The organism is Vibrio sp. R10-SG3-ISO3 (assembly GCF_059834225.1).
Genome location: NZ_JCBDHE010000034.1, coordinates 134,145 through 152,404 on the forward strand (window position 1 = coordinate 134,145; position 18,260 = coordinate 152,404).

The window sequence follows — 18,260 nt, forward strand, 5'->3', positions numbered from 1 at the left end:
ATGCCCATGCAATTAACCCCTGCCATCGCGCTTCATATTGTTGAGCGCGCCTCGTCCATCTTGCCTTATCCCGTCAATGTGATGGATGAGTGTGGCATCGTCATTGGTTCGAGTGACGAGAGTCGTCTTCATCGCTCTCATAAAGGCGCGTTATTGGTACTGCATGAGCAACGTGCGGTCGAAGTGGATAGTTCGATGGCTAAGGCGTTAGTGGGGGTTAAGCAAGGGATCAATTTACCGATTCGTTATCGTGGACAAATGATTGGCGTAGTCGGCTTATCCGGAGAACCCCAAGAGGTACGCTATTACGCTGAGTTAGTCAAAATGACGGCGGAAATGGTCATTGAGCAAGCCGCTTTGGTGGCGGAACTGCAATGGGATAATCGCCATAGAGAGAAACTCCTGCAGCAATTACTAGGAGCGCCAAATGTTCAAGAAGGGCAATTGGCGACGATTGCCGAGCGGCTTACCATTGATTTGCGTCAGCCACGTCTTGCATTGATCCTCAAAGTGAGCTCAACGGTGCCAACGCCTTTGTCGCTAGAGGCGATTCAAGCGCTCATTGCGGATTTAGAGCATACTCAGCGTGACGCCTTAATTGGCCTGATGCCTGATGCACCGGATGAGATTGTCTTGTTGGTGCCTGCGCAAGTTAAGGCTCAGCTCTGGGATAAATCTCGTGAGGAACATGCATGTTTGAGGCGATGGCAGACCATTGAGCAGTGCATCCAGCGCCATTGTGATAGCGGCTACTCCGCTCGGTTGACCGTTGGGCACTACTATCCAGGGCTAGATGGTCTCAAGCGCTCGTATCTCAGTGCTCAATCACTGCTGTTTATCGCCACTTCTGAGTCTCTGTCCATCCAGTTTTATCATCAACACACCTTGGCGGCATTGGTGGCGAGTTTACGACAATCGTCCTGGCATCAGCATCAGCTTGTAGAGCCGATTGAGCGTCTAATAGCCAAAGATCGTAAGGGCGTGCTGCTACATACGCTACGCACCTATTTTGAGCACAATGAGGATGCGATGAGCACGTGCCAAATGTTGGATATTCATAAAAATACGCTGCGCTACCGTCTAGAGAAAGCGGAAGCACTCACTGACAAACGACTTTCTTGCCTCGAAGATAAAGTGGCGCTTTACCTCGCGCTGCAAGCAAAAATTGTTTATTGACACAATAAACTAGCATTATTTTTCATCAATATTGTCAATACATCCAATTTAATGACGTTCAAGCCATTCTATACTGGTGATACTCATTTGTGCTTGGCGAAATAGGAAAACCGATGAAAGTAGTGATTGCACCAGATTCATTTAAAGAAAGCTTAACCGCGATGGAGGTCGCTGATGCGATTGAGCGAGGCTGCCGCACCGTTTGGCCGGATGCGAATTACATCAAGTTGCCGATGGCCGATGGCGGGGAGGGCACAGTGCAGTCGCTGGTTGATGCCACGGGAGGCAGTATTGTACCTGCAGTGGTAACCGGCCCGATGGGCGAGCCTGTTGAGGCGTTTTATGGATTGCTGGGTGATGGCCGCACTGCGGTGATAGAGATGGCCGCGGCATCGGGCATTCATCTCGTTGCCGCAGAGGATCGCAATCCGCTTACCACCACCAGCTATGGAACGGGAGAGTTGATTCTCGCTGCCATCGCACAGGGCGTCACGTCCATCATCATTGGTATTGGTGGGAGTGCGACCAACGATGGCGGAGTCGGCATGTTGCAGGCGCTTGGCGCGCGTTGTCTGGATAGACAAGGCAATGAGATCGCATTCGGTGGCGGTGCGTTGCGTGAGCTAGATTGCCTTGATCTCAGTGGACTCCATCCTACCTTGACTCAGGTGGAGCTTAACGTCGCGTGCGATGTGGACAACCCACTGTGTGGTGAGCTTGGCGCTTCTGCTGTGTTCGGTCCGCAAAAAGGGGCGACACCGGCGATGGTGAAGCAGCTAGATGACAACTTGGCGCATTATGCTGACATCATTGAGCGTACCACTGGGGCTATGGTCAAACATCAGGCCGGAGCGGGCGCCGCTGGTGGTCTAGGGGCGGCGTTACTGGGCGTGCTTCATGCGAAGCTGACACCCGGCATTGATATTGTGATGCAAGCGCTGGCGCTTGATTCTCACCTCCAAGGTGCGGATTTGGTGATCACAGGTGAAGGACGCATCGATAGCCAAACCATTCATGGTAAAACCCCCATCGGTGTAGCTAAAGCCGCCAAACGCTACGATACTCCTGTGATCGGTATTGCCGGTAGCCTTGCTAAAGATTGTGCGATTGTCCATCAACATGGGCTTGATGCCGTTTTTAGCGTCGTACTCGGCGCGACCGATCTTCCTACTGCACTAAAAGAAGCCGCCTTCAATGTGGAGCTGACGGCGAGAAACGTTGCGGCGGCGCTGGCTCTTTGTGTTAAGTGAGCATTTTCAAAAGATTAGTAAGGGAGCAGCACGCTCCCTTCCTTGCCATTTAACGCGGCTCTCGCACTATTTTGATGGCCCCGTCGAGGTGAATATCACGCTGCGGGTAGGCGATGGTGATGCCGTGCTCGTTAAACGCGGCGTCAATCTCGAAGCGAATCTCACTTGAGACGGATCGGATGCCTCCTTCAACTTGCGAGTGAATCCAGAAGAAAGATTCAAAGATCAGCGCGTTGTCGCCAAAGTCTTGGAAAAAGACTTTGGGTTCAGGTTTAGGCAGCACCTTTGGGTTGTTGGTGGTGATTTCATGCATCAGTTTTTCGACTAAGCGAACATCACTGCCGTATGCCACACCGACGACAACCGACGCGCGCACCAGTTCATCGCGTAGCGTCCAGTTGATCACTGTATTTTCAAGCAACTTGCTGTTTGGGATCAACATATGCACGCCATCGACACGGCGAATACGGGTCGAGCGGGTGTTGATTTGCTCCACCTTGCCCTTTGCGCCTTCCACCTCAAGAAAGTCGCCGATTCGAATCGGCTTTTCGCCAATCAAAATCCAACCACTGATGAAGTTGTTGATGATGTTTTGTGCGCCGAAACCAAAACCGATCGCAATAGCGCCGGAGAGAAACGCAAACGCCGTGATCGGAATGTTGAGCATCGACAAGGTGGTGAGGAAGATCATGCCAAGGGCAATCACAAACAAAATCCGCTCAATCAAATGGATGATGTTGGGATCTTTGCCATTGGACGCCAGCCTTGATGAGACCGCTTTGATCATCAATTTCGCGATCCACAAGCTCACCACCACCCAAGTAGGGACCATCAAAATGGCCCACAAGGTGATCGGTTGTTCGTTAAAGGTAAAGAGCGTCATTTCTAACCATGAAATGGCTTGCTCAAACATAGTGTTCTACTCCTGAATGCTAGACCCGCAAAATACCTGCGCAGGGTCGATTAAAAAGCGTTTGCCCATCGCTTGGCGGCCCAGCAACATCAGATAAGTCATGTCTGAGCGGTCAGTGAGCGTGATTTGAATCGGCCACTCTAACTCGCCCAATTTGGCCATCGTTTCAATCACGTAGCGCTGCTCTGACATACCGTTGGATGACTTGATTTTGCGCAGGTCATACAACTCAGATTTGCATCGCACCACTTTGTCGACGTCGTGCACTTCTGGGTGAATATCAAACTGAATACCGGGTTTTCCGTTCACTTTGATAAGCTTAATGTGATCAACGTGTAGGGACGAGGTTTGCGCGCCTGAATCCACTCGCACGGTGAGATTATCAATGCCCAGTTCAGGCAAGGAAATGTTCTCTAAGCGACCAATAATGACTTTTTCTGTGTTGCTGCTTTTCATTACAGACCTTCTTTTATCTCTCTAGAGGCGACGTCTTCAGACAGTTTGTCTATCTGTTCGGCGACCGCTTTTTCATCTTCATCAAAATAGGCGATGTGATACATGGCTTCGCCTTCTTGAACCAAAGGAATGTTTTGCTTACCGATGATGACTCCTGTGCGAGGCGCGACAATCACCGCCAACTTTTCACCATACGCACTGCTAATGGTAGCCAGTTCATCGCCCTTCTTGACGTAGTCACCCAACTGGTACTTGTGTCTGACGATGCCACTGGCACTGCCGCGCACCCATTGGCTGCCACGAGCGACCACAGGCTCAGGGACCCCTTTACGTTGGTTGCGACCTTTGCTGACCATGTTGAGATGGCGCAGGACGCGAATCACGCCACGGGTGCCCATACGAATCGAGGTCTCATCAAAGCGCAGTGCTTCACCTCCTTCATACACCAAGACTTTGGTATTCGAGTTGGCGGCGCAATCGCGCAGTGAGCCGTCAATTTCTTCCGAGTGCAGTACCACAGGCGCACCAAAGGCGTTGGCCAGTTCTGCGGTCACCTCATCTTCAACGTTAGCCCGGATCTGTGGCAAGTTGGTGCGATGAATCGCGCCAGTATGCAAATCGATACCGTATTGGCATTTGTCGATGATTTCGGTTTTAAAAATATTGGCGACTCGAGCCGCGAGGGACCCTTTAGGCGAGCCCGGAAAGCTGCGGTTGAGATCGCGTCTATCAGGTAAATAACGGCTTTGATGAATCACACCATGCACGTTAACCATAGGCACAAAAATCACCGTACCACGCAGGACGCGAAAGCGTTTCATGTTGATGATGCGATGGACAATTTCAATGCCATTGAGCTCATCACCGTGTACCGCGGCACTGACGAAAATCGTCGGCCCTGCCTGTTTTCCACGCACGATATACACCGGCAGCGAAACTTCGGCGTCTGTATACAGCTTTGCTACTGGCAGCGCAATCTTTTTACGCTCGCCCGGCTTAATCGTGTGAGCGCCAATCTTCAGTTCTGTCATGCTTATTAACCCTTGCCACGCGTCTTGTTGGCGTTAAATTTGGCGTTTTTCTCAATAAATTCGTACAGCTTGCCCGCCACATCGAGGTTGGTCGCTTTTTCAATGCCTTCTAGACCTGGAGAGGAGTTGACTTCCATCACCATCGGGCCGCTGTTGGAGCGCAGCAAATCAACGCCACAGAAATTCAAGCCCATCACTTTGGCCGCATTGACCGCCGTTTCGCGCTCTTCTTTGGTCAAACGAATGATCTCCGCAGAGCCGCCACGGTGCAGGTTGGAGCGAAACTCCCCTTCCGCCGCTTGACGCTTCATTGCAGCAACCACGCGTCCACCAATCACCAAACAGCGAATGTCAGCGCCGCCAGACTCTTTGATGTACTCTTGAATCAAAATGTTCGCTTGAAGTCCCATAAAGGCTTCGATGATGCTCTCCGCCGCTTTAGAGGTTTCCGCAAGTACCACGCCAATGCCTTGGGTACCTTCAAGCAATTTAATGACCAGCGGTGCGCCGCCGACGTTTTTGATCAAGTCTTTGATGTTGTCCGGTTTGCTTGCAAAGCCTGTTCTTGGTAGACCAATGCCTTTGCGAGACAGCAATTGTAGCGAGCGCAATTTGTCACGAGAGCGGCTAATCGCCACCGACTCATTGACGTTAAAGGTGCCCATCATTTCAAACTGCCTTGCCACAGCAGTGCCGTAGAAGGTGATGGAAGAGCCAATACGCGGAATCACCGCATCGTACAGCGGCAGCTCTTCACCGTGATAACGCACGGTAGGGCGGCTGCTTGTTATATCCATGTAACAGTGTAGAGTGTCGATCACATCGACTTCGTGGCCACGTTCGATACCCGCCTCGACGAGACGCTGAGTGGAATAGAGTTTTTTATTGCGAGACAGAATAGCGATTTTCATGAGGCACTCCTTTGTGTTTGTGCGACTTAACTGTAGTCTTTGAAAATCGATAAGCAAAACTCTATATTTCTTACAGTTTGTTTGAAAAAATTTATCAAATCCGATGAAGATTGAATTACTAAAGACCTTTATTGAAGTGAGCCAAACGCTCCATATTCGGATGTCTGCTCAGAACTTACACCTGACGCAGGCGGCGGTCAGCTCCCGAATCAAACAGCTTGAAGATGAGTTGGGGGTGATGTTGTTTGATCGCGCTAACAAGCGCCTAAAACTGACCGCAGAAGGCGATAAAATGGTCAAGCACGCCAACGACATGATGGCGATGTGGCACAAAATTAAGCAAGAAGTCGGCGTGACAGACAGCGATGGCTCGCAGCTATTTTTAGGTGCCATGATGTCCATTTGGGATATCGTGCTGCATGACTGGTTACAAAAAATTCACCGTAATATTGATGATGTCCATCTTTACACTCACACATACTCATCGGTGGAATTGCGTAAACGAGTCCTCAACCGAATCTTAGATATCGCGTTTCTGTTTGAGCCGCCACATACCGATGAAGTCGTGGCGAAAAAGCTCTGCACTGTCCCTTTGGTGTTGGTCAGTACGACGCCAGTAAGGGGAGCGTCGGAGCTAGAGAGCTTTGTGATGGTGGATTACGGTGATGCGATTAACTCTATGTTTTCCCATCACTTTGGCGAAGAGCTCGCGCCAAGGCATCATATGACGCAGCCCAATGTTGCCCTCTCATTTATTCTCGAGGCGGGCGGGGCGGCGTACTTGCCGCGGCAGATGTGTTTTGCCCAGTTGCGACGTCAGCAACTGCATTTGGTGCCCAATACGCCGACGTTTCATCGTGATATCTATGCGATTTACTTGGCCAGCAGCCACAAACGTGAGCTGATTGAGGATTCACTGATGCTGTTTCCCTATAGTATTAGATAACCTTCAGCATTAGATAATGTTTGTTTTATCCCGTTAATTGTTCGATTTTTTTTATCAACTCACTTTTTAACCGTAAAAAATCACGGTTGGGCTTGAAAATTAAGGAGCGTCAGAGTGCTAAAAGCGTTTTATCTGCATGACAATCAGTTGTCCGAAGGCGGCGAGGAGTTAATCACTCAGTGGCAAACTCAAGGTGGCCACATTTGGTTAGATTTTTATGAAGAGCCCGCTCAGCAGGAAGCCGAGCTTCTCGCTAAGCTAGGCTGCCACCCATTAGCCATTCAAGATGCGCAGCGCGATCGCCGTCCGCCTAAGGTGGAAGAGTTTGATCAGCATACTTTCGTGCTTTATCGCGGTTTTAGTCATGTTGAAGAGCATCTCGATTTAAAAACCATGGCGCTTTCCTGTTTTGTCGGGGCAAACATCCTGATCACCCGCCGTGTGGAGCACTCGTTCGGTATTGAAGCGTTAGCGGCGCACAAATCGCTGGCGAAGTATTTGCGTTCACCAAGCTTGCTGTTGAGTAAAATCATGAACGCCTCGGCGCAGCGTTTTACCGATGCGGTGTTAGAAGCGGAAGATGAAATCAGTGAGTTGGAAGATGGCATGCTGACGCAATCCAGTGATGAGCTGATGCAGCGACTGATTTTGCTTAAATCCCATCTGCGTAAAATTCACCGCGTGCAGTCCTACCACGTGAAGTTGATTGATCAGGTGATGGAAGAAGAGCTGGCCTTCATTGATATGAACGATTCAGAGGTGAAACACAGCTTCCGTGATGTGTTTGATAAATTCGATCGTCTCGAAAGTTTAACTTCTATGTACTACGACTTGTGCGGCGACTTGATTGAAGGTTACATCTCGCTGAGCTCGCATCAACTGAACAAGACCATGCAGCTATTGACGGTGGTATCAGCGATTTTCGTGCCACTGACCTTTATTGCCGGTATCTACGGAATGAACTTCGAATACATTCCTGAGCTGCGGTTTGAGCACGGCTATTTTGTGTTGTGGGGTGTGATGATTGGTGTCGCGTCGGCGCTATTGTACGTCTTTAGGCGCAAACGCTGGTTGTAGCGAGCGGTTATTCATAAACGCCATCGCCCACCAAATCGGTGGGCGATGGGTTTTTATGGCTTGGCGTGTGATGCTTCGCCGAGTACCGTTATTCGGCTTTCGCCTCTCGGCCGTTATTGTCTTTGAGAGTGCTTTCTTTGTGATTGTTCTCTTTGCTGTGGATCAGTGACACCATGATTTCGCCCGCCACGGGCTTGAGTTCATCAGGCTGGCTGACAATCTGGATGCGGTTTTTCACATTGACCACAAACAACGGCACCACGGTGGCGTCTTTGTATTGCGTCTTGTAATCCTCAAAGGTGAAGTTATCACTGATCTTGGTGTGCTTCATTTCAGCCCCTTGACCAATCATACTGGCCAACTTTTTATAGCTGACTGTGCCACCGAGCAGCAGGGAGTAGGCGTGTTCAGAGTTGTGAGTATGCTTATCTTGTGACTCATCGCTTTTCTTTTCATGCAGACAAAACACCTTGCGATGGCCAAAGTCGGTCGCGAGTTGCACACTGGCAATAGAGTTGAAATGTTGGTCGGGGGTGACCGCCAGCACCTGACCAATACCAATCAGGTCGAGGTTGTCTTCGGCATGGCTCGAGGTGGGGTTGCCGTAGTAGCTATCAAACCCGTCCATGCGCGCTTTGCGTACGTAGTCCCAGTTGGAATCGGCCATCAGAATTCGGCAATCGTAGGTTGAAATCGCTTTACCAATTTTGCGCGCAACATCGTTGGCACCCACAATCAAAAAGCCTCTTGGCGAAGGCTCTGCGACACCCAGCCAAGCCGCGATCGGGCGGGCCGTGGCACTTTGCAGCACTACGGTGCCGATGATGACCATAAAGATCAGTGGTACCAGCAAGTTTGCACCTTCGACCTCCAAAAAGGTCAGTTTAATGGCAAACAGGGAAGAGACCGCAGCGGCAACGATACCGCGCGGGGCAACCCAAGCGAGGAAGGCTTTCTCTTTGGTCGACAGCTGGCTGCGCGCCGTGGACAGGAAAATCGACACCGGCCGAGACACCAACTGGATGACGGCAAACAGCACCAACGCCGCGAAACCAAGCTGCTCAAAGTCGGATACTTGCACTCGCGCGGCGAGCAGAATAAACAGACCAGAGATAAAGAGAATGGTGAGGTTCTCTTTAAAATGGAGGATGTGCGCAATGCTCACCCCTTTGACGTTGGCAAGCCATACGCCCATCACGGTTACGGTCAAAAGACCCGATTCGTGCTCAAGATAATTGGAGGCGGCAAATACCCCTAGAACAATGGTCAGCACGGCAAACGGCTGTAAATACTCCGGTAACCAATGGCGGCGCATCATGGCGGCCACCAACACGCCTGCTGCGATGCCCAAACCAAAACCGACCACCAATATGGTGCCGAACACGGCTAAGCTGTGCACTTCGCTTTGTGAGACGATGAATTCATACACCATCACCACAAACAGCGCACCTAATGGGTCAATTAAGATCCCCTCCCAGCGCAAAATATTGGCCAGGCGTGAGCTTGGCCTGACCGTGCGTAGCAGTGGCACGATCACCGTTGGCCCTGTCACCACGGTTAAGCTGCCAAAGAGGAAGGCGATGGTCCAGTCTAGGCCAAGCAAATAATGGGTCGCGAACGAGGTAATGATCCAAGAGATCACTGCCCCTATGGTGACAATACTCCAAACACTTTTACTGATCCCCCTTATTTGTTTGAAGTTTAGGGTCAAGCTGCCTTCAAACAGAATCACGGCAACAGCCAGTGAAATGATGGGGAAAAACAGATCGCCCAAGGCTTGCTCGGGTGAGAACAGGCCAAGCACTGGCCCCACTAGCAATCCAGCAATCAACAAAAATAGAATCGCCGGCAGTTTAAGTTGCCATGCGACCCACTGACAGACTAATCCTAGAACCCCGACACCGGCTAGGGTCAAGGCGATCATCTCTGAACTCATTGTTATTCCTTTTGAAAATGGATGATATCTTTTAAATTCAAGCTACAACTGAAACTGGGCGCTTGCACCCTTTTTCTTATCCACTTAGAGTGAAAATCCATACGTTCAGTGAACAAGAGCGGTCAGTCAGTAAGAACTGTCAATCAGTAAGAATAGTCAAGTTAGGGGAACATCATGGAAAATAGGCTTGATCCGAGCGAGATTTCATTGCTTTTACCAGACACCGACGCTGGGCTTGCCGTGCATAACCCTGCAACAGGCGAGCCAGTGGGCATGGTGCCCGTTAGCACTTCGCAAGAGATAGAGCAGGCCATCGGGCGCGCGCATAAGGCACAGCCTGAGTGGGCGGCACTGAGCGCCAAAGCGCGGGCGAATCGCCTGCTTGCCTGGCATGCATTGTTGCTTGAACACCAAGAAGCACTGGCAACCCTGATGACGCTTGAGCAAGGTAAACCGCTGCCCGAAGCGCGAGGTGAGGTGGCCTACGGCGCGAGCTTTATTCAGTGGTTTGCAGAAGAGGGAAAGCGAGCCTACGGTGAAACCATCCCCGCACCGAGTGGGGATAAGCGCATTGTGACTATTAAGCAGCCGGTGGGTGTGGCTTGCGCCATTACGCCTTGGAACTTTCCGATAGCCATGATCACCCGCAAAGCGGCGCCGGCGTTGGCGGCGGGATGCAGCTTTATCGTTAAGCCGTCTGAGCTCACCCCGCTGTGCGCGTTCGCATTGGCCAAGTTGGCGTATCAGGCGGGCATCCACTCTGATGTGTTTCAGGTGGTGATTGGGCGCAGCGCCCCAGAGGTGGGTGAGCGGTTTACCTCTTCTCCGTTGATTCGCAAACTCTCGTTTACTGGCTCTACCCGAGTGGGCAAAGCCTTGCTGGCGCAAAGCGCACATGACGTTAAACGCACATCGATGGAGCTTGGCGGGAACGCACCCTTTATCGTGTTTGCCGATGCAGATGTAGACGCGGCGGTAGATGGGGCCATCGCCTCTAAGTTTCGCAATGCTGGGCAGACCTGCGTGTGTGCCAACCGCTTTTATGTTCAGCGTGAGATTTACGACTTATTCGTGGCGAAATTTGTCGCGAAAGTGGAGGCGTTAACGGTTGGTAATGGCCTCGACGAAGGCGTGGAGATAGGCCCCATCATTACCCATGAAGCCAAACAAAATCTCCTATCGCTGGTGGAGCAGGCCACAGCGCAAGGCGCGGTCGTTGCCAACAAAGCGCGGACGTTAGACGGGCAGTTTATGGCGCCAGTGGTGCTGACAAATGTTGAGCACACGATGGCACTGGTCCAAGATGAAATTTTCGGCCCCATCGCGCCCATCATCGCCTTTGACGATGAGGCGCAGTTAATTGAGCAGGCCAACGACACGCCATATGGTCTCGCCGCCTACTTTTACACTCAGCATATTGGCCGAGCTTGGCGGGTCGCCGAGGCGCTGGAATACGGCATGGTTGGCATCAATGAAGGGATTATCTCTACCGAAGTGGCGCCATTTGGCGGCGTAAAGCAGTCTGGTATCGGCAGAGAAGGTGCTAAGCAGGGACTGGATGAGTACCTCGACATCAAATACCTCTGCTTTGGTGGCGTATAGCGCTAAGTCAATCGGTGGAAAGTGCAGAGCGCTCGGCTGCGGCTGAGCGTTCAACTTCATCAAACCCGCGCAAAATATTGCTCAGGGTCACCGCCGCAAACAGTGCGATGACAAACGATAAATGCCAAGCCTGGCTGAGACCGATCTGCACTAGCGTCATACTCACTAGCGCAGAGACAACCATTTGCCCGCCTCCCGACATCGCCGCCGCCGCGCCCGCTTGTTTTTTGTAGGGCAGCATTACCATCGCTTGCGCGCAAGGCAGCGCAATACCATTGCCTAATATCATCAACAGTTGACCCAACATCAAAAACAGTGGCTCTACCGGACAAAAGAACAGCCACAGCGCTGCGCTGAGGTGTAGGGCGGGGGTAAACAGCAGCATTCTTTTGGTGCCAATCAGCGGTCTTACTCGGTTGCACAGGCTCGTGCCTGCCAACATACCCAGCGTTGGGATCAGCGCCCACATCGCGTATTCGTCGGAGGTCATGCCGATGTGATCTTGCATAATAAACGGCATCACCGACACCGTGGTGATCATCAAGCTAAAATTAAGCCAGCCGATGCTAGCAAAGCTCATAAAGTAGCGCGAGGTTAGCAGAGTACGGTATTGGCTCACCATCGCCTTTGGCGAGGGGATGGCACTGGTGCTGTGCAGCGTTTCATCAAAACGGAGCGCAATCACCACCCAGGCTAATCCGAGATAGCCGAGCAGTGAGACGAACACCATCGTCCAGCCAAAGTGAAAGTTGATAAAGCCGCCAAGCACCGGCGCCATCAGTGGGGTAATAGACGCCGCCATCGCAATGTATGACATCGCCACAGGCAGCTCTGGGCCACTAAATCGGTCACGAGTCGAAGCGCGCGCTAATACTGCGCAGCAGCCAGTGCCGAGCCCTTGTAGAAAGCGCCCCGCGACCATGCCCATAAATGAGTCGCTCAGCGCAATGATCAGCATAAGACCTGACATCGCAATAAGCAGCCCAGTCAGCAGCACCTTTTTGCGACCCAAGGCATCAGAGATAGGGCCGTAGATAAATTGCGAAGGACCAAAGCCGAGCAGGTAAATACCGACCAACAACTGCGCTTCATCAAGCGTGATCGCGAAATCTTTTGCGATCCAAGGCAGCGCTGGAAAGACCAACCCCATACTGAGTTGACCGATACTGATGACAAGACACGCCAGTAAGATGGAGCGAAAGTGAATCGCCTTGGCCATTAACGGTCCCCTTTGCGCGTAAAGTGAGCGTGTTTTCCATGATCGCGGCGGCGCAATTCACCTTCGTGGTCATGCTCACTGAGCTTGGCTTTAACGCGTTTGACGGTCGATAAACTGACATCACACTGCTCGGCAACTTGAGCTAAGGTAAGGCCTTCAAAGAGCAGCGCGGCAATCTGTTTGTGCTTGCTGCGATCGGCAGGTCTACCACGAAACTTCTGTTTCCATTGTTCAGGGTGACGCTTGAGTGCTCGGCGCCCTTGCTCGGCGGCAAACAAGCGATGCTGTGTCTGTACTTGCGCATAGCCGCTGAGCATACTCAGTAGCGTTTGTGTTTCTGCGGAATTAGGCGCAAAGGTCATGGGTTGGCAAAGGGTTTGCAGTGTCACGCCCTTGTCGAGAATATCCTCGATTGTTGCGAGAGCTTGGCTAAAATCACGCCCAAACACGGTGAACCACCAAATCACCAGCGTATCGCCAGATTGTAGATTGTTGAAGAGCGATTGAAATTGCTCCCGTTCATTGGGTGGCACGCAGCCTTGTACTTGGTCTTCAAAGTGCTTGGCATCGCCGGTGTGTGCTTGTAGTGCGGCCAAGTGTTCTTGATACGCTCGGTTTTTGGGTGAGAAGCGAGTATAGAGGTAAGTCGCCATAGTGACTCCTTAGTTAACGTAAAGGTCCAAATAATGTATTGGCTCATAATTAAGTTCACTATACTCGGGTTCATAATTTATGCAAACACCAAATGAGCCATTTACACTTCTTACGAGGGGAAGTGAGAAGTTTACGTGAGTACGTGACAAGGTGCCGTTGTTGGCGCCTTGTCATTTTGATTCATCCAGCGGTTGGTGATCCAAGCGCACGAACTATCAGCAGGTGATTGATGAGAATGCCATCATCATGGATGAAATCATTGTCGCCATCGTCACGCCGACTGAGAGGCTACTTCACACTTTCGATAACAGATCGCTCAGTACGATTGCCGCCAGCGTCTGCTGGCGGCATGGTAGAACAAACGCCATCAAGACACACATTATGACCATATCGCAGAGACATTTTTACGTCGGCACCTACACCGATGCCCCTAGCCAAAGCCGCGGCATTGCCCGCATCGCCCTAGATACCCAGACAGGAGAAATCACACGTTTAGAGGATGTGTGTGAGTTGCGTAATCCTTCCTATCTGGTGAACACCTCGACTGGGCTCTACACCTTCTCGGAGGTGTCTGAGCAAGAGGGGGCGCAAGTTGTCCATCTCCGACCCACGGATAAGTATGGATCAATGAACTGTGCGCCGATCCACGGCGATGCGCCTTGCCATATCGCCATCGATGCCGCTCAACGGTTTGTCGCTGTTGCTAACTATGGCAGTGGAAATGTAAGTGTTCACTTACTCGATGAGAATCATCACCCTTCTTCTACGTCGACAACGCTTTTTATTGACGGATTTGGACCTAAGACTCACCGCCAATCAAGCCCGCACGCGCATCAAGTCACCTTTATCGATGGTCATTTAGTGGTGGTCGATTTAGGCAGTGATCGGGTCCATTTTTATCGTCATCAAGATTCGCTCGCGTCGTTTGAACTGGACTACTCCGTGGCCCTTTCTCCCGGCAGTGGACCGCGTCACCTTGTATTCAATCAAGCTAGCAACCTCGCTTATGTGGTGTGTGAGCTCTCTGAAACGCTTGCAGTGCTGACCTATTCTCAAGGCCGCTGGTCTCAGAGCGCTGAGATCCCGCTATTGCCAGAAGAGACAGTCTATGAGGCGGCGAGTGCGATTTACCTTAACCAAGATGAGCGCTACGTGTACGTCTCTTGTCGTAAGCAGAACTGCCTCTCTATTTTGGATGTCTCAGTGACCCCACCTCAGAATATTGGCAGAGTCGATACACAAGGTCAGTTCCCGCGCGATTTTACCCTGAGCGCGTGTGAGCATTGGCTGCTGGTGGCCAATCAGCACTCCAATAACATCGTCAGTTTTCATCGAGAGACCCTCAGTGATGCATTCAGGCCCACCGGTTATGAGTGCTCAATTGATGCGCCTGTCTGCTTGGTGGAATACCAAGCTTAAAGCGTTGAAAATGGGCTGATAACGCCGCTTGCTCCACGTTCAATCACGTGGGTATAGATTTGAGTGGTTTTGACATCCGTATGACCAAGCTGCTCTTGCACGGTTCGAATGTCGGCGCCACTCTCAAGAAGATGCGTGGCGAACGAGTGGCGCAGCGTATGGGAGGTCACCGGTTTTTCAATCTTGGCCCGTTTGGCCGCCGCTTTAATCGCTCGTTGAATGGTGGTGACATCAATGTGGTGCCTGCGAGTTTGATTGGATGCGGGATCGACACTAAGCCTGTCGGAAGGAAACAGAAATTGCCAATTGAGCGTTTTGTTGGCGCCCGGATACTTTTTGTCTAGCGCGTTAGGCATCATTACACCGGCATACTCCGGTGCGAGCAGGTCGGTTTGCCAAAGGCGGGCCACCGCTTCTCTTTGTTGATGCAGCGCAGGACACAGCTCTTTGGCCAAGGTCACAATGCGACTTTTGTTCCCCTTGGAGATGTGGATACGCAACGCGTAAAAATCAAAATCGATGTCTCCATAGCGCAGCCTGACACACTCTTTGACCCTTAAACCTGAGCCATACATCAACTGGATAGGCAAACGCCATTTGGGATTGGTATGCTCGAGCAGCGCGCGGATTTCTTGTTTGGTTAACACCACTGGCAGTTTCTTTTGTTTGGTCGCTTTTCGATATCGGATGTCGACTTTAATCGGCTGTTTCAAGATATGCTCATAGAGGAAAACCAGCGCGTTTAGTGCTTGAGCCTGAGTATTCGCCGCGACATTTCGATCAAGCGATAGGTGCGAGAGAAACTGCTCAACATGCTGGACATCAAGCGTGCTCGGATGTTGCTTATTATGATGGAGAATATAGCGTTTGATCCACGACACGTAAGCCTCAATCGTTTTATTGGCATAGTGCGATGCTCGCATATAATCGGTCACTTGTTGCAGAAACGGTGATTGGATTTTCATGACGTTTTGTGTGTCGGTTAACGGATATAAAACAGTGTACGCTGCCCTATTGGTGTTAGACTGCACTTTGCCGCACATTGCGACCAGTATCATAAGGGTTCATCCTTTAGCGAGTTGTTTTGCAAGGATTTAGCAGATTCCGTTCACAGAAACGATGCAGAATAGGCGGCGCTAGTTGGTTGGGTTAGGTGGTTTGGGGTTGTATATAAAGCGTTAAGTTTCTAGGAGGATATTGTGGCAATAAACATAACTACTCAGAAAGTGGATACATGGAAAAAAAGAATCCAAAAGGACAATTTGAAAGGCTCAACTTACTTTTGCCAACAGTCCAACAAAGTGTGGGTTTCTGCCTCATTAGATCACCAAGCAATCTGCCAGCGAGTCCTAGGAAAAGATTCGGGCACTAGTTCATTGAGCAGCTATCTAAGATGGGATGATGTCCAAGCAACGCAGTTGGTTGATTTAATTTACGAAATCGAGAAAGCCTAATTACATGCACTACGTCATTCCAATCATTGTTTTAGGTTTGTTGGGTTATTTCGTTTTATACCCTACAGTGATTTGGGCAGCCGCAACGATAGTAGGAGTTCTAGCGTACTTAGCTAGCAAGATTTTCTGGGTAGCAGTTATTGTAGGAGTCGTGTTTGCTTTAACTAAGCTGCTAACCTGAGCAAAAACTTAACAAACAATTTAAGAGGGATTCTCAACGCTTGGCATTTTTGCTTCTACTTCAATTTTTGTGTTTATGTCACAATGCTTTAGGTTTGGGTGGAGGCGTTGTTCACCCCTTAATTGGGCGTTAGTTGGCGGGTGAATTTTTGGGGCTAGTTCATCATCTTCTTTGGCCATTCGTCCGGTGTCATCGGCAATTTGGCATTGTCGGTGGCAGTTCTTGAATAACTCAAACCAAGCGCTTTTCAATGTTCGAGGATTTGCCTCATTTTGGTTTCGTGCAGGTTGGTTGCCAGTTTCGTGGGCATAAAGTCGCGTGGAGTTTTGGTGTTTCAGATGCAACGTTGTTGGCTTTGAATCCGCTCATTGGCGTTGTCGTCGTAAAAGGTTTTGGCGGTGCGTTTAGTCTGCTTTCTCTGCTGAAATGCAGTGGCTCACGTTACTTTGCGTAAATCGTGGGTAACTTTGATTTCGGTGTTGTGCGCTTGGCTGTGGTGGTTTACTTTTTCGTACGGTGGCGTTTCTGGCGGAGCAACGAACTAGCCAACTAACAAGTTACTCAAGTGGACGCCAAACACTCGGCGGTTTTGGCTTGGAGTTCAGTGGGTTTTGCGGGTTCATCGCAGGCGCCACTTAGCAAGGCGTTAGTTGGCGGGTGATTTTTTAGGGCTAGTTCATCGTCTTCTTTGGCCATTCGTCTGGTGTTATCGGCAATTTGGCATTGTCGGTATCAGTTCTTGAATCACTCGAACCAAGTGTTTTTTAATGTTCGTGGGTTGCCTCATTGAGGTTTCGTGCAGGTTGGTGGCTAGAATCGTGGGCGTAAAGTTGTGTTGAGTTTTGGTGTTTCAGATGCAACGTTGTTGGCTTGGAATCCGCTCATTGGCGTTGTCGTCGTAAAAGGTTTTGGCGGTGCGTTTAGTCTGCTTTCTCTGCTGAGATGCAGTGGCTCACACTCCTTTGAGTAAATAGTGGGTAACTTTGGTTTCGGTGTTGTGTGCTTGGGTTCGGTGGTCTACTTTTTCGTACGGTGGCGTTTCTGGCGGAGCAACGAACTAGCCAACTAACCAGTTACTCAAGTGGACGCCAAACGCTCGGCGGTTTTGGCTTGGAGTTCAGTGGGTTTTGCTGGTTCATCGCAGGCGCCACTTAGCAAGGCGTTAGTTGGCGGGTGAATTTTTGGGGCTAGTTCAATGTCTTCTTTGGCCATTCGTCCAGTGTCATCGGCAATTTCGCATTGTCGGTGTCAGTTCTTGAATCACTCATACCAAGCGCTTTTCAATGTTCGTGGATTTGCCTCATTTTGGTTTCGTGCAGATTGGTGGTTAGAATCGTGGGCGTAAAGTTGCTTGGAATTTTGGTGTTTCAGATGCAACGTTGTTGGCTTTCAATCTGCTCGTTGGCGTTGTCGTCGTAAAAGGTTTAGGCGGTGTGTTTTGTCTGCTTTCTCTGCTGAAATGCAGTGGTTCACATTGCTTTGAGTAAATAGTGGTAACTTTGGGTTCAGTGTTGTGCGTTTGGCTGCGGTGGTTTACTTTTTCGTACGGTGGCGTTTCTGGCAGAGCAACGAACTAGCCAACTAACAAGTTACTCAAGTGGACGCCAAACGCTCGGCGGTTTTGGCTTGGAGTGCAGTAGGTTTTGTGTGTTCATCGCAGGCGCCACTTAGCAAGGCGTTATGCCTTTTGGGAGAAAATATGCAGTTTTACAAAGCAGATGAATATCAGGCATCTTGCGAAAGCTTGTATCGTAAATACGAACTTGAGATAGCTGCTTTACTTCCAGATGCATCTATTGAGCATATTGGAGCCTCCTCTATCCCTAATGTAGTGGTTTAATGATTCCGGACATCACTTTAGGTGGTAAACTTGCCACCGTAACAAGAGGTGTTTAATGACTAGAAAGCGTCGCTCATTTACTGCTGAGTTTAAATTAGAGGCCGCGTGCCTAGTGCTGGATCAAGGCTATTCGGTTGCTGAAGCCAGTCGATCTTTGGATGTTGGGGAGACAGTACTCCGCCGCTGGGTCAGTCA

At 50.5% G+C, this 18,260-nt stretch carries 16 protein-coding genes and 1 pseudogene; 9 read left to right on the forward strand and 8 right to left on the reverse strand.

Going from position 1 to position 18,260, the window contains the following annotated elements; all coding sequences use genetic code 11:
• Positions 1-6: 6 nt before the first annotated feature.
• Positions 7-1,176 carry a sugar diacid recognition domain-containing protein gene (locus tag AC6R1A_RS08665; RefSeq protein WP_500632547.1) on the forward strand — a complete coding sequence of 390 codons (1,170 nt, stop codon included), beginning with the start codon at positions 7-9 and terminating at the stop codon, positions 1,174-1,176.
• Between the two features lie 113 nt (positions 1,177-1,289).
• Positions 1,290-2,426, forward strand: coding sequence for a glycerate kinase (locus AC6R1A_RS08670; RefSeq protein ID WP_500632546.1), 1,137 nt, complete (start codon positions 1,290-1,292; stop codon positions 2,424-2,426).
• 49 nt (positions 2,427-2,475) lie between these two features.
• Here the strand turns inward: AC6R1A_RS08670 and AC6R1A_RS08675 are convergent, their stop codons facing one another.
• Genes AC6R1A_RS08675 through rimK form a run of 4 tightly spaced genes read right to left on the reverse strand, consistent with a single transcriptional unit; the run spans position 2,476 to position 5,737 of the window.
• A complete protein-coding gene (locus AC6R1A_RS08675) occupies positions 2,476-3,339 on the reverse strand; it encodes a mechanosensitive ion channel family protein (protein WP_500632545.1) in 864 nt (287 codons plus the stop codon).
• A gap of 6 nt (positions 3,340-3,345) precedes the next feature.
• Positions 3,346-3,795, reverse strand: coding sequence for an ATP-dependent zinc protease family protein (locus AC6R1A_RS08680; RefSeq protein WP_334552986.1), 450 nt, complete (start codon positions 3,793-3,795; stop codon positions 3,346-3,348).
• Positions 3,795-4,826: a succinylglutamate desuccinylase/aspartoacylase family protein gene (locus tag AC6R1A_RS08685; protein ID WP_334552984.1), complete on the reverse strand. Its 1,032-nt coding sequence runs from the start codon at positions 4,824-4,826 to the stop codon at positions 3,795-3,797. Before AC6R1A_RS08685 ends, AC6R1A_RS08680 begins: the two co-directional genes overlap by 1 nt.
• 5 nt (positions 4,827-4,831) lie before the next feature.
• The gene (gene rimK / locus AC6R1A_RS08690; protein WP_334552982.1) at positions 4,832-5,737 is read right to left on the reverse strand and encodes a 30S ribosomal protein S6--L-glutamate ligase; all 906 of its coding nucleotides are present in this window, start codon (positions 5,735-5,737) and stop codon (positions 4,832-4,834) included.
• A gap of 103 nt (positions 5,738-5,840) precedes the next feature.
• Here rimK and AC6R1A_RS08695 point away from each other — a divergent pair, with 103 nt between their 5' ends.
• Together AC6R1A_RS08695 and AC6R1A_RS08700 are read left to right on the forward strand one after the other, a co-directional pair.
• On the forward strand, positions 5,841-6,683 hold the full coding sequence (locus AC6R1A_RS08695) for a LysR substrate-binding domain-containing protein (protein ID WP_500632544.1): 843 nt from the start codon (positions 5,841-5,843) through the stop codon (positions 6,681-6,683).
• Between the two features lie 114 nt (positions 6,684-6,797).
• Complete coding sequence (locus AC6R1A_RS08700) at positions 6,798-7,760, forward strand: magnesium transporter CorA family protein (protein ID WP_500632543.1); 963 nt, start codon at positions 6,798-6,800, stop codon at positions 7,758-7,760.
• Between the two features lie 88 nt (positions 7,761-7,848).
• Here the strand turns inward: AC6R1A_RS08700 and AC6R1A_RS08705 are convergent, their stop codons facing one another.
• Positions 7,849-9,696, reverse strand: coding sequence for a cation:proton antiporter (locus tag AC6R1A_RS08705; protein WP_500630609.1), 1,848 nt, complete (start codon positions 9,694-9,696; stop codon positions 7,849-7,851).
• 174 nt (positions 9,697-9,870) lie between these two features.
• Between AC6R1A_RS08705 and AC6R1A_RS08710 the strand changes: the two genes are divergently transcribed.
• The gene (locus AC6R1A_RS08710; protein WP_500632542.1) at positions 9,871-11,298 is read left to right on the forward strand and encodes an NAD-dependent succinate-semialdehyde dehydrogenase; all 1,428 of its coding nucleotides are present in this window, start codon (positions 9,871-9,873) and stop codon (positions 11,296-11,298) included.
• A gap of 7 nt (positions 11,299-11,305) precedes the next feature.
• On the opposite strand, the gene AC6R1A_RS08715 is transcribed toward AC6R1A_RS08710, so the two are convergent.
• Positions 11,306-12,517 (reverse strand): multidrug effflux MFS transporter, encoded by a 1,212-nt coding sequence (locus tag AC6R1A_RS08715; protein WP_500632541.1) that lies wholly within the window; start codon positions 12,515-12,517, stop codon positions 11,306-11,308.
• Positions 12,517-13,170 (reverse strand): recombinase family protein, encoded by a 654-nt coding sequence (locus tag AC6R1A_RS08720; RefSeq protein ID WP_500632540.1) that lies wholly within the window; start codon positions 13,168-13,170, stop codon positions 12,517-12,519. The genes AC6R1A_RS08715 and AC6R1A_RS08720 overlap by 1 nt, the downstream gene beginning before the upstream one ends.
• A gap of 382 nt (positions 13,171-13,552) precedes the next feature.
• On the opposite strand from AC6R1A_RS08720, the gene AC6R1A_RS08725 reads away from it, so the two are divergent.
• A complete protein-coding gene (locus AC6R1A_RS08725) occupies positions 13,553-14,590 on the forward strand; it encodes a lactonase family protein (RefSeq protein WP_500632551.1) in 1,038 nt (345 codons plus the stop codon).
• Here AC6R1A_RS08725 and AC6R1A_RS08730 read toward each other — a convergent pair.
• Entirely contained in the window at positions 14,587-15,549 is a 963-nt protein-coding gene (locus AC6R1A_RS08730) for an integron integrase (RefSeq protein WP_500632550.1), read from the reverse strand. The genes AC6R1A_RS08725 and AC6R1A_RS08730 overlap by 4 nt on opposite strands.
• Before the next feature lie 926 nt (positions 15,550-16,475).
• Between AC6R1A_RS08730 and AC6R1A_RS08735 the strand changes: the two genes are divergently transcribed.
• The 3 genes and pseudogenes from AC6R1A_RS08735 to AC6R1A_RS08745 form a co-directional block, all read left to right on the forward strand.
• The gene (locus AC6R1A_RS08735; RefSeq protein ID WP_500632539.1) at positions 16,476-16,679 is read left to right on the forward strand and encodes a hypothetical protein; all 204 of its coding nucleotides are present in this window, start codon (positions 16,476-16,478) and stop codon (positions 16,677-16,679) included.
• A 1,245-nt stretch (positions 16,680-17,924) separates the two neighbouring features.
• Positions 17,925-18,059 (forward strand): annotated as a pseudogene (locus AC6R1A_RS08740) (GrpB family protein); the annotation flags it as partial.
• Positions 18,060-18,120: 61 nt separating this feature from the next.
• On the forward strand, positions 18,121-18,260 hold a 140-nt coding region (locus AC6R1A_RS08745), incomplete at its 3' end, for a transposase (protein ID WP_500646172.1).